The sequence below is a fragment of the Pseudomonas sp. HP_12 genome, from assembly GCF_055283955.1.
In genome coordinates this window covers 1-24,090 of sequence record NZ_JBTOQG010000017.1, presented here as the reverse complement: position 1 = coordinate 24,090, position 24,090 = coordinate 1, and the positions used below count along the sequence as shown (strand labels likewise).

General features: G+C 58.9%; 18 protein-coding genes and 1 pseudogene. 11 read left to right on the top strand and 8 right to left on the bottom strand.

What is annotated here, in order from left to right:
* Positions 1-10 precede the first annotated feature (10 nt).
* Together ligD and ku are read right to left on the bottom strand one after the other, a co-directional pair.
* Positions 11-2,686: a DNA ligase D gene (gene ligD, locus ACYASU_RS13640; RefSeq protein WP_463583091.1), complete on the bottom strand. Its 2,676-nt coding sequence runs from the start codon at positions 2,684-2,686 to the stop codon at positions 11-13.
* 60 nt (positions 2,687-2,746) lie between these two features.
* The gene (gene ku, locus ACYASU_RS13635; protein WP_463583090.1) at positions 2,747-3,667 is read right to left on the bottom strand and encodes a non-homologous end joining protein Ku; all 921 of its coding nucleotides are present in this window, start codon (positions 3,665-3,667) and stop codon (positions 2,747-2,749) included.
* A gap of 281 nt (positions 3,668-3,948) precedes the next feature.
* Here ku and ACYASU_RS13630 point away from each other — a divergent pair, with 281 nt between their 5' ends.
* The gene (locus tag ACYASU_RS13630; RefSeq protein WP_463583089.1) at positions 3,949-5,133 is read left to right on the top strand and encodes an MFS transporter; all 1,185 of its coding nucleotides are present in this window, start codon (positions 3,949-3,951) and stop codon (positions 5,131-5,133) included.
* Positions 5,134-5,235: 102 nt separating this feature from the next.
* Here the strand turns inward: ACYASU_RS13630 and ACYASU_RS13625 are convergent, their stop codons facing one another.
* The 4 genes from ACYASU_RS13625 to ACYASU_RS13610 all read right to left on the bottom strand — a co-directional run bounded on the left by ACYASU_RS13625 (position 5,236) and on the right by ACYASU_RS13610 (position 9,050).
* Positions 5,236-5,592 (bottom strand): hypothetical protein, encoded by a 357-nt coding sequence (locus tag ACYASU_RS13625; RefSeq protein WP_463583088.1) that lies wholly within the window; start codon positions 5,590-5,592, stop codon positions 5,236-5,238.
* Positions 5,593-5,918: 326 nt separating this feature from the next.
* Positions 5,919-6,641, bottom strand: coding sequence for an alpha/beta hydrolase (locus ACYASU_RS13620; RefSeq protein WP_463583087.1), 723 nt, complete (start codon positions 6,639-6,641; stop codon positions 5,919-5,921).
* A gap of 126 nt (positions 6,642-6,767) precedes the next feature.
* Positions 6,768-8,093 carry an LLM class flavin-dependent oxidoreductase gene (locus ACYASU_RS13615; protein WP_463583086.1) on the bottom strand — a complete coding sequence of 442 codons (1,326 nt, stop codon included), beginning with the start codon at positions 8,091-8,093 and terminating at the stop codon, positions 6,768-6,770.
* Positions 8,094-8,108: 15 nt separating this feature from the next.
* Positions 8,109-9,050 carry an aliphatic sulfonate ABC transporter substrate-binding protein gene (locus ACYASU_RS13610; RefSeq protein WP_463583085.1) on the bottom strand — a complete coding sequence of 314 codons (942 nt, stop codon included), beginning with the start codon at positions 9,048-9,050 and terminating at the stop codon, positions 8,109-8,111.
* Between the two features lie 208 nt (positions 9,051-9,258).
* Between ACYASU_RS13610 and ACYASU_RS13605 the strand changes: the two genes are divergently transcribed.
* The 5 genes from ACYASU_RS13605 to ACYASU_RS13585 all read left to right on the top strand — a co-directional run bounded on the left by ACYASU_RS13605 (position 9,259) and on the right by ACYASU_RS13585 (position 16,794).
* A complete protein-coding gene (locus ACYASU_RS13605) occupies positions 9,259-9,702 on the top strand; it encodes a hemerythrin domain-containing protein (RefSeq protein ID WP_192174772.1) in 444 nt (147 codons plus the stop codon).
* Between the two features lie 413 nt (positions 9,703-10,115).
* The gene (locus ACYASU_RS13600) at positions 10,116-14,777 is read left to right on the top strand and encodes an RHS repeat-associated core domain-containing protein (protein ID WP_463583084.1); all 4,662 of its coding nucleotides are present in this window, start codon (positions 10,116-10,118) and stop codon (positions 14,775-14,777) included.
* 4 nt (positions 14,778-14,781) lie between these two features.
* Positions 14,782-15,132: a hypothetical protein gene (locus ACYASU_RS13595; protein WP_463583083.1), complete on the top strand. Its 351-nt coding sequence runs from the start codon at positions 14,782-14,784 to the stop codon at positions 15,130-15,132.
* A gap of 385 nt (positions 15,133-15,517) precedes the next feature.
* Entirely contained in the window at positions 15,518-16,150 is a 633-nt protein-coding gene (locus ACYASU_RS13590) for a hypothetical protein (protein ID WP_463583082.1), read from the top strand.
* Positions 16,151-16,389: 239 nt separating this feature from the next.
* Entirely contained in the window at positions 16,390-16,794 is a 405-nt protein-coding gene (locus ACYASU_RS13585; protein WP_463583081.1) for a hypothetical protein, read from the top strand.
* Positions 16,795-16,921: 127 nt separating this feature from the next.
* Here ACYASU_RS13585 and ACYASU_RS13580 read toward each other — a convergent pair whose 3' ends face one another.
* Both ACYASU_RS13580 and ACYASU_RS13575 read right to left on the bottom strand, forming a co-directional pair.
* Positions 16,922-17,920, bottom strand: a complete 999-nt coding sequence (locus tag ACYASU_RS13580) for a bile acid:sodium symporter family protein (protein WP_463583080.1) — start codon at positions 17,918-17,920, stop codon at positions 16,922-16,924.
* Positions 17,921-18,140: 220 nt separating this feature from the next.
* The gene (locus ACYASU_RS13575; protein ID WP_192174776.1) at positions 18,141-18,371 is read right to left on the bottom strand and encodes a hypothetical protein; all 231 of its coding nucleotides are present in this window, start codon (positions 18,369-18,371) and stop codon (positions 18,141-18,143) included.
* 470 nt (positions 18,372-18,841) lie between these two features.
* Between ACYASU_RS13575 and ACYASU_RS13570 the strand changes: the two genes are divergently transcribed.
* The 5 genes and pseudogenes from ACYASU_RS13570 to ACYASU_RS13550 form a co-directional block, all read left to right on the top strand.
* Positions 18,842-20,257, top strand: coding sequence for a serralysin family metalloprotease (locus ACYASU_RS13570; protein WP_463583079.1), 1,416 nt, complete (start codon positions 18,842-18,844; stop codon positions 20,255-20,257).
* A gap of 115 nt (positions 20,258-20,372) precedes the next feature.
* Entirely contained in the window at positions 20,373-20,702 is a 330-nt protein-coding gene (locus ACYASU_RS13565; protein WP_192174778.1) for an AprI/Inh family metalloprotease inhibitor, read from the top strand.
* Between the two features lie 23 nt (positions 20,703-20,725).
* Positions 20,726-22,504: a type I secretion system permease/ATPase gene (locus tag ACYASU_RS13560; RefSeq protein ID WP_463583078.1), complete on the top strand. Its 1,779-nt coding sequence runs from the start codon at positions 20,726-20,728 to the stop codon at positions 22,502-22,504.
* Positions 22,497-23,801 (top strand): HlyD family type I secretion periplasmic adaptor subunit, encoded by a 1,305-nt coding sequence (locus ACYASU_RS13555; RefSeq protein WP_192174780.1) that lies wholly within the window; start codon positions 22,497-22,499, stop codon positions 23,799-23,801. Before ACYASU_RS13560 ends, ACYASU_RS13555 begins: the two co-directional genes overlap by 8 nt.
* A 13-nt stretch (positions 23,802-23,814) precedes the next feature.
* Positions 23,815-23,982, top strand: a pseudogene (locus ACYASU_RS13550) (peptidase); the annotation flags it as partial.
* Positions 23,983-24,090: the final 108 nt, after the last annotated feature.

Sequence of the window (24,090 nt, the reverse complement as noted above, 5' to 3'; positions counted from 1 at the left end):
ACTCAAAGCCTCACCCCGGCGGCGTGGCGCCCAGACGCTTCCACATCGGTTTGGTCAGGCGCTGGGTGTTCTTGTAGCCGGCCCACGGGTCAGCCTTCAGCTTGCGCAACCGCTGCTGCAGGTTGGCGATGGTCCACTGCGCCGAGGACTTCACCTCGGTCAGCTCGTCACGGCTGATCGGCACCGACACCGGCAACCCCGGCCGCGCCCTCGCCGAATAGGCCACGACCGTACTGGCGCCCCGGCTGTTACGCAGGTAATCGATGAAGATCTTGCCCACCCGGTTCTTCGGCCCGGACGTGGCGGTGAACCGGTCCGGCAGCTCCCGCGACATGAATTGCGCCAGCGCCTTGGCGAAGGCTTTGACCGACTCCCAATCCGCCCGGCGCGCCAGCGGCACGACGATGTGCATGCCCTTGCCGCCGCTGGTCTTGACGTACGCATCCAGGCCCAGCTCGTCGAGGGTCGACAATGTCAGTTGCGTGGCTTCGATCATGCTGCGCCAGGGCAACTGGTCGTCCGGGTCGAGATCCAGGACGAAGTGGTCCGGCAGCTCGATCTGATCGTAGGTCGCGCCCCAGGTGTGCAGTTCGATGGTGCCCATCTGCGCCGCACCGACCAGTGCCTTGACGCTGTCGATCTCCATCAAACGCGCGTGGCCGGGGTCGAGCTTGGGGTCCAGCTGCTTGATATTGGGGATCGCGATGCGCTCGGAATGTTTCTGGAAAAACTGCTCGCCCGCCACGCCTTCGGGGCAGCGCAACAGCGCCACGGGCCGATGGTCGAGGTGCGGCAAAATCCAGTCCGCCACCGATTCGTAATACTGCGCCAGCTCGATCTTGTGCAGACCGCTTTCGGCGTCGATCACCCGTTCGGGATGGCTGACCATCACGCCGGCCACGTCGATGCGGTCCTTGCCTGCACGCTTGCTGGCCGGCTTTGGCTTCTCGGCTGAAGGATCGGCGCTGGTCGCGGATTTCTTGCTCGGCGCTTTGGCTTTGGCGGCGCTGGGTTTGAACGGTGCCTTGATGTCTCTCGGCGTCCTGGGGTATTCGTGGACCACTTCACTGGCCGGCTTGTCGCTGCGTAATGAGACAAACGCCGAGTGACGAATGATGCCGTCACGGGTCCATTCGCCAAACTCGACCTCCGCCACCAAGGTCGGCTTTATCCAGTGCACACCCCGGCCCTGGGCGCTGGTAACTTTCTTCGCCAGCGGTGAGGAGTCCTGTTCCAGCGGCTTCATCTGCTCAAGCAAGTCGCTGAGCATCTGCTGATTGAACCCCGTGCCGACCCGACCGGCATACACCAGACCCGCGCCCTCCTCGTTCACCGCCAGCAGCAGCGCGCCAAAACCATTGCGCGCGCCCTGAGGTTTGGTGAAGCCGACGACGACGAACTCCTGGCGCAGCTTGCATTTGAGCTTGATCCAGTCGGCATTGCGTTTGGACTGGTACACGCTGCCGGCCCGCTTGCCGATGACGCCTTCGAGGGACATCAGGCTCGCGCTTTCAATGATGTCGCGATGGCCGGCAGAGAAGGCTTCGGAGAACCGCAGCAGGCCCTTTTTCTGTCGCCCCAGCACTTTCTTCAGCGCCGCGCGACGGTCTTCGACCGGCGTCTCCCGCAGGTCTTCACCGTTCAGGAACGGCACGTCAAACAGGTAATAAATGATGTCCATGCTGCGGTCGATGTCGAACGCATTCTGCAGCGCCTGAAAGTCCGGAAGCCCGGCGTCGTTGAGCACCACCACCTCGCCGTCCAGCCAAGTGTTGTCCAGTTTCAAATCGCCAACGGCTTTGGCCTGCAGCGGCAATCGATCGGTCCAGTCATTGCCGTTGCGGGTAAAGAACTTCACCTCGCCATCGATGATGCGGGTCAGAATCCGATAGCCGTCGTACTTGATTTCGTAAAACCACTTGCCCTCGGGCGGGGTGTCCGTGAGCGTCGCCAACTGCGGCGAGAGCTTGGCCGGCACGCCGCTCTTTTGGGGCGAAGGCGTTTTGGCTTTTTTTTGCACTGGCTTTTTTGCGGGCGTCTTCGCGGCAGAGGTGTCGGCAGCGGGTTCAGATGCCGCCGATTTACGTTTGGCATTCTTGGCCGGCTTGCGTCCTTCGCCCACCGTTGCGCCACTGACCACGCTTTCCGGCTTTTCGACGACGATGTCGTATTCCTCGCCCGGGCGGACGGCGTCATCCTTTTCCTTGATCAACAGCCACTGCTCCTTGTCGCTGTTGCCCGGCAAGCGGGTCCGCACCAGCGCCCAGTCGCCGGTGAGCTTTTCGCCGATCAGGGTGAATTTGAGCTTGCCGGCCTTGTAGGTTTCCTGAGGGTCGCCGTGGGGCTGCCAAATGCCGCGGTCCCAGACGATCACGTCGCCTGCGCCGTATTCGCCCTCGGGAATGCTGCCCTCAAACGTGCCGTAGCCCAGCGGGTGGTCTTCGACGTGCACCGCCAGGCGTTTGTTCTTCGGGTCCAGGCTCGGCCCTTTCGGCACCGCCCAGCTTTTAAGTGTGCCATCCAGTTCAAGGCGAAAATCGTAATGCAGGTTGCGCGCGTCGTGCTTGTGAATGACGAAACTCAGCGCTTTGCCTTTCTTGCTTCGCGTCTTGCCCTCGCTTTCGGCCGGCTCGGACGTGACATCGAAGTTGCGCTTGCGGGTGTATTCACTCACAGGTTTTGTCATGACGATGAACCTCTGCGCATTGGAACGGTGCATCTTTTAACGCTACTACAGGACACGCGTTCAAGAGGCCTTGGTGGTCTTCTTTCGGGGCGGAGCACGGCGCTTCGCCGGCGCATCGTCCTTGGACTCGGCTTTGCTTTTGCTCGCCGGTTTGGCTTTGGCAGGCGCCGCCCTCGCTGCAGTGCCGCGACCGCCCAGGCTGCGCTTGAGCAGCTCGGTCAGATCGATGACATCAGCCGACTTACGCTCAGTGTCGCCGGCATCGGTCTCGACGTTCTCGATCTTGCCTTCGCGGGCCTTGGTTTCCACCAGCGACATGATCTGGTCCTGAAAGGTGTCGCGGTATTCTTCGGCGTCCGGCGTCCACTCGGTGCTCATGTCCTTGATCAGCCGCTTGGCCATGTCCAGCTCGCTCTTGCTGAGCTTGACGTCAGTGGCTTCCTTGGGCAGCTCGAGGCTGTCGAGCCCGCGCACTTCCGAGGGCCAACGCAGCAGCACGAGCACGATCGCCGACTCCAGCGGCATCACCGCCGCCAGGTGCTGGCTGGTACGAATCACCACATGGGCCAGCGCCACCTTGCCGGTGTCGACCAGCGCTTGGCGCAACAACGCGTAGACCTTTTCGCCGCGCTTGTCGGGGGCGAGAAAGTACGGGGTGTCGATGTGCTGCAGCGGTATCTGGTCGCTGTCGACGAAACCGAAGATGTCGATGGTCTGGGTTGATTTGGGGTGCGCCGAGCGAATTTCGTCCTCGCTGATGACGACGTAACGCCCTTTCTCGTACTGCACGCCCTTGACGATGTTTTCCTTATTGATCTCCTTGCCGGAGACCTTGTTGATGCGCTTGTAACCGACCGGGTCCATGCTGCGCTTGTCCAGCCAGTCGAAGTCGACACCCTGGCGGGACGTCGCCGACACCAGCGCCACAGGAATATGCACCAGTCCAAAACTGATCGCGCCTTTCCAGATTGCCCGAGGCATATTTTTTTATTTCCGATGGGGTGTGAGGGGGGTATGTGTAAGCAGTGACCGAAGCGCACGTGGAAAAGTTTCGGCCGAGCGACCGGAGCGTCGCTATCGTCGTGGGCTGCACGGCTTTGGTGCGGGTAAGACGTCACTCCATAACGTGCGCCGACCAACGCTGCGCCATTCCACTGCCACCCCTTCTTAACGCAACGAAAAAGCGTTAACCTCGCGCCATTCTTTTTTGCACGCCGTACCAGAATCGTTCTGCCGAGCCTGCAACCTCTCCAGGTATTCCCATGACGTCCATTTCACCCGCGACCCACGGCGCCACCATGACCAAGGGCCTGGCGATGCTGTTCGCGTTCTGCTGCGGCGCGATCGTTGCCAACCTGTATTACGCCCAGCCCATCATTGGCTTGATCGCACCGGACATCGGCCTGTCCGGCACACTCGCCAGCTTCATCGTGTCGCTGACCCAGATCGGCTACGCCCTCGGCCTGTTCTTCCTCGTGCCGCTGGGCGACTTGCTGGAAAACCGTCGCCTGATGATCGTCACCTCCGGCGTCGCCATGCTCAGTCTGCTCAGCGCGGCCTTCGCGCAGACGCCCAACCTGTTCCTGATCGCTTCGTTGCTGGTGGGTTTCAGCTCGGTGGCGGTGCAGATTCTGGTGCCGCTGGCCGCCAACCTCGCCCCGGAAGAAACACGCGGGCGCGTGGTCGGCAGCATCATGGGCGGCCTGCTGCTGGGGATTCTGCTGGCAAGGCCCGCTGCCAGCCTGATCGCCGACCATTTCGGCTGGCGCGCGGTGTTCGGCACGGCCGCCGTGGTGATGCTGCTGATCAGCGTGGTGCTGGCGACCACCATTCCGAAACATCAGCCTGCCCACAGCGCCACCTATGGCCAGTTGCTTAAATCGTTATGGACACTGCTGCGCAAACAGCCGGTTTTGCGCCAGCGCGCCTTCTATCAGGCCTGCATGTTCGCCACCTTCAGCCTGTTCTGGACCGCCGTGCCGCTGGAACTGGCGCGCAATCACGGCTTGTCGCAAAGCCAGATCGCCCTCTTCGCCCTGGTCGGGGCCATCGGCGCCATCGCCGCGCCTATCGCCGGCCGCCTGGCCGATGCCGGCCACACCCGCGTCGCCAGCCTGTGCGCCATGCTGTTCGCCGCACTGAGCTTTCTGCCCAGCCTGATCGAACCGGCATACGCCGTGATCGGCATGGCAGTCACCGGGGTCATCCTCGATTTCTGCGTGCAGATGAACATGGTCCTCGGCCAGCGCGCGGTATACGCCCTCGACGCCAAAAGCCGCAGCCGGCTCAACGCGCTGTACATGACCAGCATCTTCATCGGCGGCGCGATTGGTTCGGTGGTCGCCAGTGCGCTGTATGACCATGGTGGCTGGGTGTGGATTGTGATCGTGGGGAGTGTATTTCCGGTGTTGGCGTTATTAGGGTTTTTGAAGAACTCACGGCCATGAAGAATGGAACACAGCACCTCACGAATGCTGAGGCCATCGGGGTGAGGCGCTGATTGCCGCTCAAGAAAAAACCGCCGATATCGGCGGTTTTCTTTTGAGGAGTCAGCCCCTGAACCCAGCCATCGGGCCGGCGGGTTCAAGGTCTTTTCCAATTTCGATTGCTACGCGCAGAAAATGCAGCTGATCTTGAGCATACTCCGCAGCACGCTTGTGCGCTTCGGCACTGAATTCCGTCATTTCCCGAATCTTGGCCTTGCGTTTTTTGATGTTCATGAGCATCTCCCTGCTGTGGTCTTGGGGGACATCCTGGAAACGATCGGCTGAAATAACAAGGCATCCAGCCGTGTCGAACTCGAACCCCAGTGCCTGATAGTAGTTCACCACGCCTGGCTCGGGGCGTTCGATCTGGATGACTTTGCATCTCAGCAACTGCGCGTAAACCTTCACCGCCATCAACATCAATGGGGCAACCGACCCTTTCAGGGGATGAGTCTCGAAAACCGCCGACGTCGGCGGTTTTCTATTGAAGCGTCAGCATCTGATCCCAGCCATGGGGCCGACTGGCTCAAGGTCTCTATCAACTTCGAGCGCTCCGCGCAGAAAGTGCATTTGCAAGGGGATTATTTCAGCCGCTCACTTGCGCGCTTCGGCACGGAATTCAGCAATAGCCTGAAGTTTTTCTCTGCGTTTCCTTGTTTTCATAAGCACCTCCTTGCTCTCACGGGCGTATGCAGTGATTCGTAGACGTCAGGGCTTGCAACAGCGCTGGCCTCTTCAACGTCGACTTAGTTTTGCAGCTGACCTTCCAGCCAGTGCTTCAAGTCCGCCACTTCAGCCGTTGTAATCGTATGCCCCGCCCCGGCGTAGGCATGAAACTCCGGAACGATCAGCAGGTTCTCCAGCACCGCCTTGGCATCGGTTGCGCCCGAGTAAGGCACGCGGGTGTCGGCCGAGCCGTGGCCGATGAACACTTTCAGCGATTTCAGGCGCTCATCGGGCTTCAGGCGTGAATGGAGGGACGCGAGAATCTTGCCGCTCAGCGGTGCGATGCCGTGTACCAGTTCCGGGTATTGCAGGCCGATCTGGTAGCTCATCATCGCGCCCTGGCTGAAGCCGACCAGGATCACTTTGTCGGGCTGAGTCTGGTATTTCTGGGTGGCCTGCTGGATGAAGGTCCGCAGCAGGTCGGTGCTTTTGTCGACGTCGCTGGTCACGCCTTCATATTCAGCCTGATCGGTGTCCTGGGTGAACCACTTGTAGCCGCCGCCGTCGACTTCCTGCGGCGCACGCACGGAGAGGTAGGTGTAAACCGGGGAAAGATCGTTTTTGATGTCGAGCAGGTCGCGCTCGTCGCTGCCATAGCCGTGCAGGAAAATGATCAGCGGTTTGTCTTTGGATTCAGCGGGCGCCGCCGCCAGGTACGGCAGCGCGAGATCCGTGAGCAGCGCGGGTTCTGCGTGGGCCATGCCGGTAAACACACACAGCAGCGCGGCGAAAAACTTCATCATGAGCGTGAGCCTTTTGCGAAAAACGTCGGGCTCATCATACGCAGCATGTCGCGAATGTCAGCCCGTCAATGATCGCGCAAAGCTGTCAGGTGGCTGTACGGAGTATGAATTTCTCAGGCGCAGGGTTCAGGAGTCCAGCGCCTCCAACCCCAGATGCTCACGCAGGGTCGAGCCTTCATACGCTGTGCGAAACAGCCCTTTGCGTTGCAGGTGTGGAATGACGCTTTCGACAAACTCGCTGAACGAGCCCGGCAGATATGCCGGGGAAATGACGAACCCGTCGCAGCCGCCCAGGGTGAACATCTCCGTCAGTTGATCGGCAATCTGTGCCCCCGTGCCGACCAGTTGCGGCACCCGTACGCTGCTGGCGAAAATCCGACCCAGTTCCTCCAGCGTCGTGTCCGGCCCCTGCATCAGCAGCTTCTCCGCCGCAGCAGGCGGTATAGACGGCGAGCGTGCGATCTCTGCCAGCGTCGCCGACAGTGGAAACGGAGAGAGATCGACGTTCAGCTGCGATGCCAGGGTGACCAAACCCAGTTCCGGGCGCGCCAATGCGTTGTGCTTGTCGCGCTTGGCCCGCGCCTCGGCTTCGCTGCCACCAATAAACGGCATCACCGCCGTCAGCACCTTGCAGCTGTCGGCGTGGCGGCCTTGCTCGACGACCTGCTCGCGCACGTCCTGGCGAAACGCGTGCATGGCCTTGAGGTGCGGGTGAATGGTGAAAATCGCCTCGGCCCAGCGCGCGCCGAAACGCCGTCCACGCCCCGAGGAGCCGGCCTGAATCAACACCGGCCGGCCTTGCGGGGTCCGTGGAATGTTCAGCGGCCCTTCAACCTTGAACCACTCGCCGTGGTGCTGCACCGAGGTGATTTTCGACGGATCGGCCAGCACGCCGCTTTCCCGGTCCAGCTTCAGCGCATCCGGCCCCCAGCTGCGCCACAACTTCATCGTCACTTCGACGAACTCGTCAGCGCGGTCGTAGCGCAGGTCGTGCTCAAGGTGCTTGTCCTTGCCGAACAGGCGCCCTTCGCTGTCGTTCATCGACGTGACGATGTTCCAGGCAGCGCGGCCTTTGGACAGATGATCCAGCGTGGCGAACTCCCGAGCGATGTGCGCCGGCTCGTAATAGGTCGTCGAGCGGGTAGCGCCCAGGCCGAGCTTGCTCGTTTGCCCGACCAGGTAGGACAGAATCGGCAGCGGGTCCAGACGCGTCGCATCCTGCGCGCCATACCGCAGGGCCACGTCCCGCGAGCCGCCCATCTGGTCACCCACCGCCAGCCGGTCGGCGAAGAACAGAAAATCGAACAGGCCCTCCTCCACCACCCGCGCCGTGCGGGCGTAATACTCGGGATCCAGGTAATGACCGACCGTTTCGGGATGGCGCCAGACCGCATGACTGTGAATAACCGGCCCGGTCAGCAGGAACGCCGACAGGTGAATGTGACGACTCATGATCGCGCTCCTGACTTATTGGGCGTGCGGGGTCCAGACAGCGATGTCGGACACCTTCAGCGCTTTGGGGATCATCCCGGCTTCAAAATAGAAGTCGGCGATGCGCTGCTGTTCGGCCAGCTCATCCACCTTGACCGGCACGATGTCGTAGCTGCGTCGGCTGTTGGCCAGCTCGACGGTCTCAGGCGGGATGTTGCCCCACAGCGGCGCCAGATTCGCCGCGGCTTCCTTGGGATGACCTTTCACCCACTGCCCGGCCTGATGGAGGGTGTCGAACACCACTTGCAGCACCTCGGGATGGGCCTTGGCGAAACTCGTGTTGGCCACGTAAAAACGGTTGTAGTTGGCAATGCCGCCGGAGCCGTCGGTCAGCACGCGAACATGATGCTCGCGTTGCTGGGTCGCCAGGAAAGGGTCCCAGATCGCCCAGGCGTCGACGTTACCGCTGGCAAACGCGGCGACACCATCGGGCGCCTCCAGGTAGATCGGCTTGATGTCCTTGAGGGTCAGCCCGGCGCTCTTCAGGGCCGAAATCAACAGAAAATGACTGCCCGAGCCCTTCGACACCGCGACGGTTTTGCCCTTGAGGTCGGCAACGCTGCGAATCGGTGAGCTGTCCGGGACGATGATGGCCTGCGCTGTCGGGGAAGGATTCTCACGGGCGTAGTAGGTCAGCGGCGCATTCGCCGCTTGCGTGAACAAGGCAAACGCATCGGCGACGTCGGCATGCAGGTCCACACTGCCGGCGTTCATTGCACTCAAGAGCCCGCTGCTGAACTCATGCCAGTTGACGGTGAAGCCCAGCGGCTTGAGCCGTTCCTCCAACTGGCCGTCGTTCTTGAGCAGAATCCACAGCGTGGACGAGCGCTGATAGCCGATGTTGATGACCTGCTCGGCCTGAGCGGTGAGGGTCGCCAGCATTAATGCGGCGGCCACGATGATCTTTCGCAGGGACATGAGGATCCTTGAACGGGCACAGGAGGGGCGCTCAGCGCAAAAACGAATGAGCACATCGAAACAGCTTCACTTTCATTATAAAAAAGGACGTGGGTTATGAAAGAAACTTATAGATCTATGCATATGCCCGAAGCGCAACGGAACGGCTGAATACCCGCTGCGGTCTAGGGATAAGCACATCAGTCCGTCGCCGAACCAAGGAGCACCCGTGAACATTTTTGAAGCCCTGAGAGAAAGTCATGACCGGCAACGCGGCTATGCCGATGCCTTGATCCAAACCCATGGCGACAGCGAGGAGCGTGTCGAGGTCTACAAACAGCTGAAAGCTGAACTGCAGGCCCACGAAACCGCCGAAGAGCGCTTCTTCTATATCCCGTTGATGCAGTTCGACAACGGCGTCGACCTCAGCCGCCATGCCATTTCCGAGCACCATGAAATGGACGAGATGATGGAAGAGCTCGACGAAACCGAGATGTCCAGCCCGTCCTGGATGGCCACGGCCAAGAAGCTGTCGGAGAAGGTCCATCACCACCTGAAGGAAGAAGAGCAGAAGTTCTTCCAGTCGGCGGGCAAACTGCTGGACGACAAGCAGAAGCAATCGCTGGCCCGTGAGTATCACAAGGAGTATGAGGAGCAACTGGCTAAGGCTTAAGCCGCTCTGAATGCTCAAAGCCCCGAATGTTCGGGGCTTTTTTTTGGTCGTTTTTCGCTGTCGCATTTTGTTGGCGATGCCGTCTTTCGGGTGAAGAGCGGTTGGGTGCGGGTCTGGTGGAGTGCGCAAGAAGTTGCGCACTTGATTGCGTGCTTTAGAGGCCCTACAGCTCTAGAAGCCACGTCGTTTGTGGACTGCAGGCGAGTGCGCAAGACGTTGCACAGCCGTGCGCAACTTCTTGCGCAGGCTTTATGGGTTCTCTGGTTCGGCGTTCGCTAAAACCTTCCGCATTCCTCCTTAACTCATTGATTTTTATCGACTAAATCATAGCTGGCACAGCCCTTGATATCTCCGTGCCCCCCGGATTGGCATTCAGGCCTTTTCGGATGGTTTCTTGAGCACGGAGAGCATCGTTGGCAAACCCCGCAGTTACGTCCGGCAGTGACGCAAAAAACGAGCCTCAGGTGGCGATCGTTCCGCTTGATCTGATTCAGCTTGAGGACGTCGGGGCGGGTGCGGCCAATGTCGATGCCTGGCTGCAGGACATCAGCGACGGGGTCGTTTCGCTTGAGCGGATCAAGAACGCTGCGGGATTTTTGCCCGTGGTGGGCAACATCATGGCGCTGGTTGATGCGCTGAATGACATCGTTCGGCTGGCGACGAGCGAGAAGCGCGACCCGCTGGATTGGGTGAGTTTGGGCATCAATCTGATTGGTGTGCTGCCAACGCCGCCCACCATGGCGGCAGCGCGGATGAGCCTGCGGCCGACGCTGTTTCTGGTGCGCCAGGAGATGCGTCAGGCGGGCAAGATGGTGCTGGGTGATTCGCTGATCGAGGTGGTGATCGGGCACCTCAATGCGGACATCGTCGGGACCCTTGATGATTTTGTGACCCAGGCGCAGGGGAAGCTCGCTGGAATTCTCGATGACGCGGGGAAGATCGGCGAAGGCGTGCTGAACGAGATCGCCAAGGGTCTGGAGAGCGTGGTCAACGGCGATCTCGATGCCGAGGGCAATCTGCTTGAGGCGGTGCAACTGATCAGCGATGGGCGCAAGCAGTGGGACTACGATCCCAAAGGCGCGATTTCCAACATCTTCATCGCGGTTGCCGATGTTTACATCGCCGCCGGCCAAAAAATCGTCAACGGCACCGTCGAACATCTTGTGCCTGAAGCGCTGAAAGACCCGATCCGCAGGCAGGCTGAGTCGTTGCGTGCCATGGGGTCAGAGCTTCGGGTCCAGATTAATGGTCTAGCGGATCCAGGGGTTCAGAACTCGATTGGGGCGTTGCTGCAGACGTTGGCTGGGGCAGTCGTCAGTTGGCGTTCGCGCAATGGGCATGGGCAAGCCTTCAACATCAAGCCGGGGGTTGTTAATCAGGCCAGGCGCCAGGGCGGCGAAGGGAAGCTGGAGACGGTTGGATTCGAGAAGCCTGCGAAAGCCCGGCCTAACAAGCGGAAGAACTGTACGTGTCCGTGCCCTTGTGAATGTGCCTGTGGGTCGACGGCGAGGAGCATCAGTTTTGCGATGGGTTCGGAGTCGGTAAGCCATACCGATTTCAGCCTGCCGGGGCCTTTTCCCATTGAGTGGACGCGGACTTATTGTTCGAGTCTGGATGCTTACGATCAGGACGTCATTGGCGCACGCTGGATCACGCCGTTTACTACACGCTTCGATCTCGTCGGCGACGGTTTAGTGTTTCATGACTTCGACGGACGCAGCCATGAGTTCCCCCTTCCCAAGGTCAAGCTGTTTCACTTCAACGCCATTGAAAATCTGACCGTCATTCGCCTCAGCAAGGATCGGTTGGTGCTGATGCGGGGCCTGGAGCACAGGGAAACCTATGTCCGGCGGGGTGATCGTTTCGTTCTGATCAATAAGGTTTTGCCGAATGGCGCCGGGGTGATGCTGCATTACGAGCATCGTCACGGTGGGGGGTTGGTGCTCTCCGAGCTGGTCACTTATCGGGAGAAGGACGCCCGTAAAGTCCACTTGCGCCTTGGCACTTTGATTGACGATCAGGGGCGGTTGACGGGGCTCTGGGAAATACGTGATGGCGACGTTAAACGCCAACTGTGCGCGTATCAGTACGACGATTTCGGTGACCTTGTTCTGGCCCAGGACGAGAACGGTTCGGCCTGGCGCTACCAGTATCAAAGCCACCTGATCACGCGCTACACCGACCGCACTAATCGCGGTCTGAACCTGCAATGGCAGGGATCTGGCCCCGATGCCAAAGCCATTCGCGAATGGGCCGACGACGGCAGTTTCGATACTCGGTTGGCGTGGGATGAAAACATCCGTCTGACCTATGTCACCGATGCGCTCAGTAACGAAACCCGGCATTACTACGACAGCCTCGGTTACACCTATCGCATTTGCCACGCGGACGGGCGTTCCGAATGGTTCTTCCGTGACGCCGCGAAGAACATCATCCGCCACGTTCATACCGACGGCAGTACCGACCGCTATCGCTACGACAAACTCAGCAACCTGACCGAGCACACCCGCGCTGATCACAGCGTGATGAATTACGCCTACGACGAAAAAAGCCATCTGATCAAGATCAGCGATGGCGAAGGCGGGTTGTGGAAACGGGACTATGACCATCGCGGGAATCTGGTTGAAGCGACCGATCCGCTAGAGAACGTTACCGAATACGCCTACAACACGTTTGGCCTTCCTACGGCGATCAAGGACGCCAACGGCAACAAGAAGGCGTTGGCCTACAACGACGCCGGACAACTCGTCAAATACACCGACTGCTCGGGCAAGGTCAGCGCTTGGGAATACGACGAACGCGGCCAGATGACCCGCTTTACCGACCCGGCAGGGCATAGCACCACGTACGAATACAAATTAGGTCAGTTGGCCCTGATCAAGCACCCTGACAAGACCGAAGAGCGCTTTAGCCGGGACGGCGAAGGTCGTTTGCTGGCTCATTCGGACGGCCTGGAACGCTGCACCACCTGGCGCTACACCACTGCGGGATTTATCGCCGAACGCGTCGACGCCGCCGAACAAACCTTGCGCTATCGCTGGGACAAGCTTGGCCGCCTCGTCGCGCTGGAAAACGAAAACGAACGCCGCGCCCACTTTCACTACGACCCGGTCGGGAGACTGCTTGAAGAGCGCGGCTTCGATGGGCGCAGCACTCGTTACCAGTACGACCCGGAAACCGGGCGCCTGGCTGAAACGGTTAACGGCCAACGCACCATCGCACTGACCTTCGACCCGATGGGCCGCCTGACCGAACGCCGGGCAATCCTCGGCGACAAGTCGCAAAGCGAAACCTTTGCCTACGATGGCAACGGAAACTTGGTCATGGCGACCAACCCCGCCAGCAAGCTGCAATGGTTTCACGATCCAGCGGGCAACCTGCTGCGCGAGCACCAGCATTACTCGAACCTGGATAAACCACTGGTTGCCGTGTGGCAGCATGAGTACGACGCGCTCAACAACCGCATTGCCAGCATTCGCCCGGACGGCCATCGCGTCAGCTGGCTGACCTACGGCAGCGGTCATCTGCTCGGTCTGAAGCTCGACGAGCATGAACTCCTCAGTTACGAACGCGATGATCTGCATCGCGAAGTTGCCCGCCATCAGGGCAATAACCTGCTGCAAACCCAGGCATGGGACCCGGCGGGACGCTTGCAGGAACAATTGTTAGGGCGCAGCGACGATAAATCCGTCCTGATCAAACGTGCTTACCGATACGACGCAGCTGGCCAACTCACCGACATCAATGACAGCCGTCGCGGTCCCCTCTCGTACCGCTACGACCCGGTCAGTCGCCTGCTAAGCGCTACCAGCCGCTTGGGCGTGGAAACCTTCGCCTTCGACCCTGCGAGCAACTTGCTCAACGACAGCGCCGCACCCGCGCGCCGTCCACTCGACCCCGAACCTGTTCGCCATAAACTCGTGGACAACCTGCTGCGCGACTACGCCGGCAACCACTACGAATACGACGAACGCGGTAACCAGACCGAGCGCTGGACCAACGGCCTGCGCAGCGAACTGCACTGGGACCTCTTCGATCGCCTCGTACACTTCCGCGATCCGCGTCTGACTGTCGACTTCGGCTACGACCCATTGGGACGTCGCCTCTACAAACTTTCAAAAGCCCATTACCGACCGCGCCCAGAAGCCGGCACAGGCTGGAACGAAAACGAACACGCCCGCAAAGAGCGCGAGCTCGGCTGCGGCTTCACACTGTACGGCTGGGACGGCGACAACCTCGCCTGGGAAAGCAGCCCGCCGCCATACGCCGGCGCACTCGGCCGCACGGTCCATTACATCCACGAGCCCGCCACCTTCGTGCCGGTGGCTCAAGCCATCCGCCACGAAACCATCCGCCTTGTAAGCCAGCCAACTTACACCGGGCGCTACAACTTCAAAGAAGACCCGATCTGGACCTACAAACCCACAGCGCTGCCTATCGACGTCCTCGCCTGGTACCAATGCGACCACCTCGGCACGCCCCAGGAAATGACCGACCAGAACGGCAACACCGCGTGGAGCGCTCAGTACAAAGCGTGGGGCGAGGCGCAAGAACAGCGCTCAGAGTTCGCCCAGCAAGTCGGCCTGACCAACCCCATCCGTTTCCAGGGCCAATACCACGACCACGAAACCGGCCTGCACTACAACCGGCATCGGTACTATGATCCGAGGGTCGGGCGGTTTATTAGCAAGGATCCGATTGGTTATGAGGGTGGCATTAATGTTTATCAATACGCGCCGAATCCCTCAGGCTGGACAGATCCGTTGGGGTTGGCTGCCCATCGTGGTCGGATCCAGGCTCAAGGTGCGAAACTCGAGGAGTCGGTCGCCTGGAACCAGGACAAGCCCCTGACCGTGAATGAGGCCAAGCAAAAGCTATGTGAGCTTAAGGGTAAACTTAATAAGAGAGATCTCGCCGCTCGTGAGGACGCTTTCAAAAAGGCAACTAAGTACATTGATAATGCGGCCAAAGGTGGTGGAGCAAATTCCTATATCAACCGTACGTTTATGGTGAAGGACACCAAACATGAGCGGGTCGACATTGAGGTTATAACCGGTAAGGCTTTCGTGGAGTAAACATATGTTCAATAGCTACCTAGATAACGCGCAATCCTACATTGGCCTGGAACGGCATTTATATGAGTTATTTTATTCGGAGGCGCAGGATCACGGACTGGACGCTGGCAAATTTAAAGTGCCGTACTGCAATACGAAATTTTCGGATGGGACGCCGTGTCAAGACGGCAACCCAATATTCTCTACAAAAAATGAAAGCAATGGTCAAATTCTAAGAATAGTGCTTGATGAGGATATCGATACGTTGGTGTCGTATCATGACAAAGAAATGAACCGTGAACTCGTCCTAGTAGGAAAAGTGGCTTTACTTGATGAAATAAAAAAAGAAATGTGTAAATGGATTAGATCTCAATAACCAAACTTGCATATAGACGTCGCAGTGATGGAACGGAACTGATCTGGAGAGTTAAAGGGAACTCCCCCTTTGACTCCCAGAGGAATTTAGTATGCAGATGTAGCTGATCATGGGCGATAGTGCATGAAAGATTTTATCCTTGATAGCGAATCATCAAACCTACGCCGATGTCTACGGAGATCGAATAACCAAACACAAAGCAACACAGATATAAAACATCAACTTCAAACCGCCCAAGTATAACATAGTCAGACAGATAAACTATTTAACCAGCAGCCACTCAATAGATCGCATGTAGATATTATGGTTATACACCGGATTTTGATTAGCGTTAATAACAGTTATTCCGTGTCTGGTTTGTCTGAGAGGAATATCAGAAAGCAACATGAAAACCTATAGAATTCTATGCTACACGTCAGAATTCAGTGAATTCAAACATCATGCTAATGACCCCATAGCGGAGCTGTCTGCAAATGAGCAAGATCAATTTGCCTTAATTATGGCCGTCAGTTTGGATGGTGGGATTGGATTTAACAGAACGCCTTACGGTGACGCAGCGATCGACGCCCTCGTCTCAAAATGCTTTTGGGTTGAGCACCACAAGATGACCATCAAGCCACCTGTTCATAAGCGTTCAGGACACATGCCTTGCCTAATGTTCAGAGCTAAGAATGACGGTTTTAAGAAACTGCTTGAGGACCATGAAAAGTACGACAGGAATCTTAGAAAACATCAGGTCCTCATCAGGCACAGACATGCCGAAAGTCCCAACCCCACTATACTCTCAAGTATTTTGCAGAGCACTCACCTCCGGATCCGGGGCAAGGAGCTATATGACGCCCTGCAAGACACTTGTCACTATGTGACGGTACCAGACGGAACCGGAGAGCACGGCAATGGCGCATTTATCGTATTCTCACGCAACCTTGACTTCTTCTTTAAAGAGTTTGATGCCGCGGTTGAAGGCTATGCGGAGATTGATTTTGTCGATAGCCCACGGAAATTAATTCATTGGTAGCAAAATAACATTCGATGGTTCGCATTTCGAGCGTTAGCGCTCAAATATGTGGGGATGGCCCTTTAACCAGATTGGTCCCTCTGGTGAGGCGTGCTTGCCGACGTGCGCAACAAGTTGCGCAGAGGTGTGCAACTTATTGCGCATATGAGGACTAAAAGGGACGGACCCCTTTAATACTTTTAACCTAAGGTTAAACGGCTTAACCATCGACATCCAAAAATTTTATATGCAAGGCAAACATGATTACATCGGCTGAAGAATTTGTAACCCTACGCGCTAGCCGTCTCAAGGCTGAATACGACAGGTCTGCCATGGAGGAAGCGCCTCTTGCTGTATGGCGTGAAGTGATCAAGAGATATCCCGATTACGTGCAATGGGTAATACACAACAAAACAATTCCACTTGTGATCCTGGAAGAGTTATGCGAGTCCCATCCTGAAAGCAGGTATTTCATAGCAAGTAAGCGAAAACTGTCGCTGGAGTTGTTCGCGTTCCTTTCGCAAGATCCTGATCCTATGGTGAGAAGTGGAATAGCTCTGAACAAAAAGATTCCTTTAAAAGTCCTTGTAAACCTGTTAAGTGATGAGAATGAAGATGTGGCTGACGCTGCCAGGAGGCAATACGAAACCAGGAAATCAGTCTGACAGCGACAGTCCTTTTAGACTGATGCAATCAACCATTCCACACTAACTGACCATTGCCCCGCTCCAAACGCAAAAAGCCCCGAATCATCGGGGCTTTTCCATCACGCCGGTTAGTTGATCACCAGAATCAAGGATCAACCTGCGCCATCAACTCCGCCACTGGCTCCGCCCGCTTCGCATACCGCTGCGCCACCACCGCACACACCATCAGTTGAATCTGGTGAAACAACATCAGCGGCAAGATCAACAGCCCAATCGTGCTCCCCGCAAACAGTACTTGCGCCATCGGCACGCCGGTCGCCAGGCTTTTCTTCGAGCCGCAGAACAGGATGGTGATGCGGTCTTCCTGATTGAAGCCGAACAGCTTGGACAGCAAGGTCGCAGCCACAAGCACCAGTGTCAGCAGCAGGCAGCACACCAAGACCAGCCCGGCCAAGTCCCAGATTGGCGTCTTCTGCCAGATGCCTTCGTTGACCGCCTCGCTGAACGCGCCGTAGACCACCAGAAGGATCGAGCCCTGATCGACGAATTTCAGCCAGTTCTTGTTGCGTCCGACCCAGGCGCCGATCCAGCGCCGCATGATCTGGCCGGCAATGAACGGCAGCAGCAACTGCACGCTGATCTTGACGATCGCATCGAGGGTCGAGCCCCCTTCGCCGTGGACGTTCAGCAACAGCGTGACCAGCAGCGGGGTCAGGAATATCCCGAACAGGCTGGAGGCCGCCGCGCTGCAGATCGCCGCCGGGATATTGCCGCGCGCCAGAGAGGTGAAGGCGATCGCCGACTGCACCGTCGCAGGCAGCGCGCACAGGTACAGAATGCCCATGTACAGGTCTTTGCCGATCAGGGGCGACAGCACGGGTTTGAGTACAAGGCCGAGCAAGGGGAACAGGACGAATGTCAGCCCGAACACCAGCAAGTGCAGGCGCCAGTGCCCCGCGCCGGCGATGATTGATTCGCGGGACAGTTTGGCGCCGTGAAGAAAGAACAACAGCGCGATGGCGATGTTGGTCAGCCAGCCAAAACCGACGGCCACCTGCCCGGTGGCCGGCAGGAAGCTGGCGATGATCACCACAGTGATCAGCATGAGGGTGAAATTGTCAGGGAGAAAACGGGGGCGGGTCATCTGCGTCATCCGAAGGTGCCAGGAACATGCCCGTCACTTTAGCGCGCAATGTACCTGCCGACTAACGCCAATATGTCGATCAATAGCGGCTAACGGACACTCCGGACGGTCTGGACCTACCGATGACCCATTCCCGGCTAAAGCCGGTCCCACTAGAAGCAGCGCGAGCCGCTTGCGAGACATTGCGTCGACAAGCGGACCAACCACACCCCGGGTAATGTCAGGCCAGACCGCCCTGAATCACGCGCATCACGGTCACTCGACGCTGACCGGGATTGTCTGCAATGAGCCGGGACAACGCGGCCTGCCACTTCACGATATCTTTCTCTTTCGAGAGCATCATCAGTTGTTCCCAACCCATCGGTCCACGGGGGCCAGCCTGCGCAGCGGCTTTCTCGGGACTGTCTTCGCGTTTCAAAAGGTTTGCTGCAATTTCCGAGAGAGTACTCATGGCCGGCTCCGGGCATGCGCGTCGTAGGGCATGCCGATTCAAAACTAAAGGTAATTTCAGGAGTGCCTTCGCGCCAATTTTCTGTGATCGAGGCCGCCTGTAACAGGGCTGTAGCAAAGTTCAGACCAACAGAAGCATGGCCATCCATTACTCGTTTGCCCCATCAAAGCGGTCTGGGAAAGACCGGTTAATCACCCTCAATTTCCCCGTCGCTGACAACCCTGTCGCGCAGGGCTGCTGACAACCCCAATTCTTAAAAGGTGTAACGCCAGCGTGTCACCTGAGTACAAATTTTTGTCGAATTTGTTACAGATTTGAGAAATCTTGATACATTTTCGATGAAATCGCTGGACCATCGTCCCAACCCTGTGCCAGTTTTTCCTCGCTTCATGCACCAAGCGAGTGATTGGATGACCTCGCACCTGAGGTCATTCGGTCGTTTTTTTTCACGCAGACAAGGATATGTCTGAATGTCGAAACTTAAACTCAATGCCCTCAGCGTCACGCCACAGGGCCCAAGCGCTGCATACAACCAGATCAACACGTTCAGCCACCAGTACGACCGAGGCGGTAGCCCGATCAATGGAAAACCGTCGTACACGGTGGACCAGGCAGCCGACTACATCTTGCGCGACCATGCCGCATGGGCAGACTCAAACAGGAGCGGCACCATCGAGTTGACCTACACCTTCCTGACCAGCCGACCCGCCGATTTCGATCGCACCTTGGGCACGTTCAGCGCCTTTTCGGCACTGCAACAATCCCAGGCCAAGCTTTCGATGCAGTCGTGGGCCGATGTAGCGAAAGTCACCTTCACCCAAGCCAACTCCGGCGGTGACGGGCACATGACGTTCGGCAACTACAGCGGTGACAACGGCGGCGCGGCGTTTGCCTATCTCCCGGATAGCGGATCGTATGCAGGGCAGTCCTGGTACATGATCAACAGCAGCTACCAGGTCAACGCCAACCCTGGCACCAACAATTACGGGCGCCAGACCCTCACCCACGAAATCGGCCATACCCTGGGCCTGTCGCACCCCGGCGATTACAACGCCGGCAACGGCAACCCGACCTATGCCGATGCCACCTACGCCCAGGACACTCGCGGCTACAGCGTGATGAGCTACTGGAGCGAAACCAACACCGGCCAGAACGCCAAAGGGGCCTACGCATCGGCACCCCTGCTCGACGATATTACCGCCGTACAAAAGCTGTACGGTGCCAATCTCGCGACACGCGCCGCAGACACCACCTACGGGTTCAACTCCACGGCAGATCGTGACTACTACTCGGCGACGTCTTCGTCGTCCAAGTTGGTGTTCGCGGTGTGGGATGGCGGTGGCAAGGACACCCTGGACTTCTCCGGCTACACCAACAACCAGAAAATCAACCTCAACGAGGCTTCGTTTTCGGATGTCGGCGGCCTGGTGGGCAACGTGTCCATTGCCAAAGGTGTGGTCATCGAGAACGCCATTGGCGGCTCGGGCAATGACCTGATCATTGGCAATGGCGCAGCCAACGAACTCCGTGGCGGTGCCGGCAATGACATCATCTTCGGTGGCGGCGGTGCCGATAAACTGTGGGGCGGTACGGGGGCGGATACGTTTGTATTCGCGGCCAGCAGCGACTCACGGCCGTCGGCCCCGGACCAGATCATGGACTTTTTCAGCGGTCAGGACAAAATCGATCTGTCGGCCATGCCGGAGTTTGCGACAAGCCACATTCCGCTGACGTTCGTCAGTGCGTTCAGCGGCACGGCAGGTCAGGCCGTGTTGTCCCAGATCAGCACCGGCAGCACCTTGTCGATTGACTTCACGGGTGACCGTGCGGCCGATTTCCTGATTAATACCGTAGGCCAGGCCGCCACGACAGACATCGTGGTTTAAGGCTGAGGGGGCGGCGTGCAAACGCCGTCCCTGCCTGATCCGGAGCAGATCAATGAACTGGAAGACCGCGACGTGTCTGTTCACGACGCTTTTCACCTTAAGCGGAGCCCCCCTCATGGCCAGCAGCCTACGTCTCGCGAGCCCCGCCGAACTGGCCGGTCCCTGGCAGTTTTACCCCAAGGACGATGCGCAGAAACCCTGCACATTGATTCTGCAAGAACAGGACGGACAGCTTGCCGGGGATCTGGCCTGCGCCGGCCACTGGCTGGGCGGCACACCGGCCACCTGGTACCCGACGCCTGATGGCATCGCGCTGGTCGACAACCACGATGAACTCCTGGTGCACATGGGTCGCCAGCGAGAAGGGTTCTACATGGCCCGACTGCCCGATGGCCGCACCCTTTTTCTGCAACGCGACGCCGCAAGCACCACCCCACGCTCCTGACTCTTTTTCAAGGATGAACCCCCATGACCCAAGGCCGGCCAAGCCCCCTGCCGCGCGCGCCCATGTGGGCCACGCTCAAGGCCTACAAAGGCATCCTGCTCAGCATCGGCGCCTTCACCGCGTTGATCAACGTGTTAATGCTGGTGCCCTCGGTCTACATGTTGCAGGTTTACGACCGGGTGCTGTCATCGCAAAACGAAACCACGCTGGCGATGCTGACCGTGATGGTCGTCGCCTTTTTCATGTTCATCGGGCTGATGGAAGCCATACGCAGCTTTGTGGTGATCCGTATCGGCAGCGATATGGAGAGACGCCTGAACCTGCAGGTGTACCAGGCGGCTTTCGAACGCAACCTCAGCCTGGGCGAAGGCAATGCTGCACAGGCCCTGGGCGATTTGACCCTGGTCCGGCAGTTCGCCACCGGCCCGGCGCTGTTCGCCTTCTTCGATGCGCCGTGGTTCCCCATCTACCTGGCGGTAATCTTTCTCTTCAACCCCTGGCTGGGCGTGTTTGCCACTGTGGGTGCGGTGATCTTGATCGCCCTCGCCTGGCTGAATGAAACCCTGACCCGCAAGCCACTGGCCCAGGCCGGGCACTTTTCTGTTGCATCGAGCCAGTTGTCCGGCAGCCACCTGAATAATGCCGAAGCGATCCAGGCCATGGGCATGCTGGTACCGTTGCGCCAGCGCTGGTTCGCCGTGCACAGCCGTTTTCTGGAGCGGCAAAACCGGGCGAGCGACATCGGCGCGCTGATCGGTTCGTTCAGCAAATGCCTGCGTTTGTGCCTTCAATCACTGGTGCTGGGGCTGGGTGCCCTGCTGGTCATCGAAGGCCAGATGAGCGGCGGCATGATGATCGCCGGCTCCATCCTGATGGGTCGTGCGCTGGCCCCGATCGATCAACTCATCGCGGTCTGGAAACAGTGGAGTTCCGCGCGCCTGGCATGGCAGCGCCTCGACGCCCTGCTGATCGCCCACCCCGAGCGTCCGACGCCCATGCCCCTGCCCGCTCCCACCGGGCATATCAGTGTCGAGCAACTCAGTGCCGCACCACCGGGGCGGACCACCGTGACGCTGCAGCAACTGAGTTTCACCGTGAATGCCGGAGAAACCCTCGGTGTGCTGGGGGCGTCCGGCTCTGGCAAGTCAACCTTGGCCCGGGTGTTGATCGGGGTCTGGCAACCCCTGGCCGGGGTGGTTCGTCTGGACGGTGCTGAGTTGCACCGCTGGGACCGGACCGCGCTGGGCGCCCATGTCGGTTATCTGCCCCAGGATATCGAACTGTTCAGTGGCAGCATTGCCGACAACATCGCACGCTTTACCAGCGCCGATCCGCACCAGGTGGTGACCGCAGCCCGACTGGCAGGCGTGCACGAAATGATCCTGCGTCTGCCCCAAGGCTATGACACGCAGTTAGGCGATGGCGGCTCCGGGCTGTCCGGTGGTCAGAAGCAGCGCGTGGCGCTGGCCCGTGCGCTGTACGGTGAGCCGAAGCTGGTGGTGCTCGACGAACCCAACTCCAACCTCGACAGCAACGGCGAAGGCGCATTGGCCGCTGCCATCGCGCAGCTCAAGGCTCGCGGTTGCACGGTGATTCTGATTACCCATGGCTCTGCCGTACTGAATCAGGCTGACCGTCTGCTGGTGCTCAACGACGGACGGCTGCAATTGTTCGGCCCGGCGCGTGATGTTTTGAAAGCGCTCTCCGGTAGCCAGCCTGCGCCTGAACGGTCGCAAGGGGTGCAAGGGGTAAGTACCAGTCGCCAGCTTGGCGCGCAGCAAGGAGGCCAGCGCCATGAATGAACACATCATCAAACCCGAACGCAGTGCACAGTTTTTCGTCAGCGCAGGCTGGTGGCTGGCCCTGCTCGGTGCCGGCAGCTTTTTCCTCTGGGCTGCACTTGCCCCGCTCGACCAAGGCATCGCCGTGCCTGGCACAGTGGTGGTCTCCGGCAAGCGCAAAGCGGTGCAGTCGGTGGACAGCGGCGTGGTCAGTCGCATCATGGTGCGCGAGGGCCAATTAGTGCATCAGGGCCAACCGCTGTTCCAGCTTGACCACACCCAGGTGCAGGCCGACGTGCAATCGTTGCGTGCCCAGTACGAACTGGCCCAGGCCAGCATCGCCAGGCTCCAGGCCGAACGAGACGGCAGTGTGCAGGTACGCTTTCCCGAGGCCCTGTTACAGCAAGCGTCTCCACAGCTGCTCGGCGTGCTGGAAGGCCAGCGGCAGTTGTTCAGCAGCCGTCATCAGGCGTTTCAGCGATCCCAGGCAGGCATCCATGCAAGCATCGAAGGTGGCATTGCCCAACTCGCCGGCATGCGCCAGGCGCGCAATGACCTTCAAGCCCAGGCCGAGTCCTTGCGCCAGCAACTGGAAAACCTCCGGCCGCTGGCCGAACGAGGCTACATCGCCCGCAACCGCTTGATGGACTACGACCGGCAACTGTCTCAGGTGCAACGTGATCTGGCACAGAACACCGGTGATACAGGCCGGGTCGCTCAGCAAATCGAGCAATCACGGCTGAGCCTGCAGCAAGGTGTCGAGGAGTATCAAAAGGAAGTGCGCGGGCAACTGGCCGATGCCGAGCTGAAAAGCATCACGCTGAGCCAGCAACTGGCCTCGGCACAATTCAGTCTGACCCACAGTGAAATCAACGCTCCGGCCGATGGCATTGCCGTGAACCTCTCGGTGCACACCGAAGGCGCGGTGGTGCATGGCGGTGAATCGCTGCTGGAAATCGTGCCCCAGGGCGAGGGCCTCGAGATCGAAGGCCACCTGCCGGTGAACATGGTCGACAAGGTGGCCGAACAGCTGCCAGTGGATGTGCTCTTCACCGCGTTCAATCAGAGCCGTACGCCGCGCGTGAATGCCACGGTCAGCCTGATTTCCGCCGATCAGTTGCTCGACGAGCGCAGTGGTCAGCCGTACTACATCGTGCGCAGCACTGTCACCGACCAGGCGCTGGCCACACTCAAGGGCCTTGTGATCAAACCCGGCATGCCGGCGCAGATGTTCGTGCGCACAGGCGAGCGCTCTCTTCTCAATTACCTGTTCAAGCCTTTGATGGATCGCGCAGGAATGGCACTGACCGAGGAATAGGATGTTTCGGTACATGAAAATCTGGCTGGCAGCACTGCTGTGGATCAGCGCCAACATGCAGGCCCAGGCAATGGGCTTGTTTGACGTTTATGAGCAGGCCTTGCGTAACGACCCGGTGTTCCTCGGCGCCATGAAGGAGCGTGACGCGGGGCTGGAGAATCGTAATATCGGCCGTGCCGGGGACTGTCAGATTTTTTGTGTGCGGGCTGGTAGCGGCCTGCCGTTAGGCAGGCCGTGCTTTTACCAGGTCGGCCTGATAAATCGATCTCCGTACAGAATCGCAAATTGA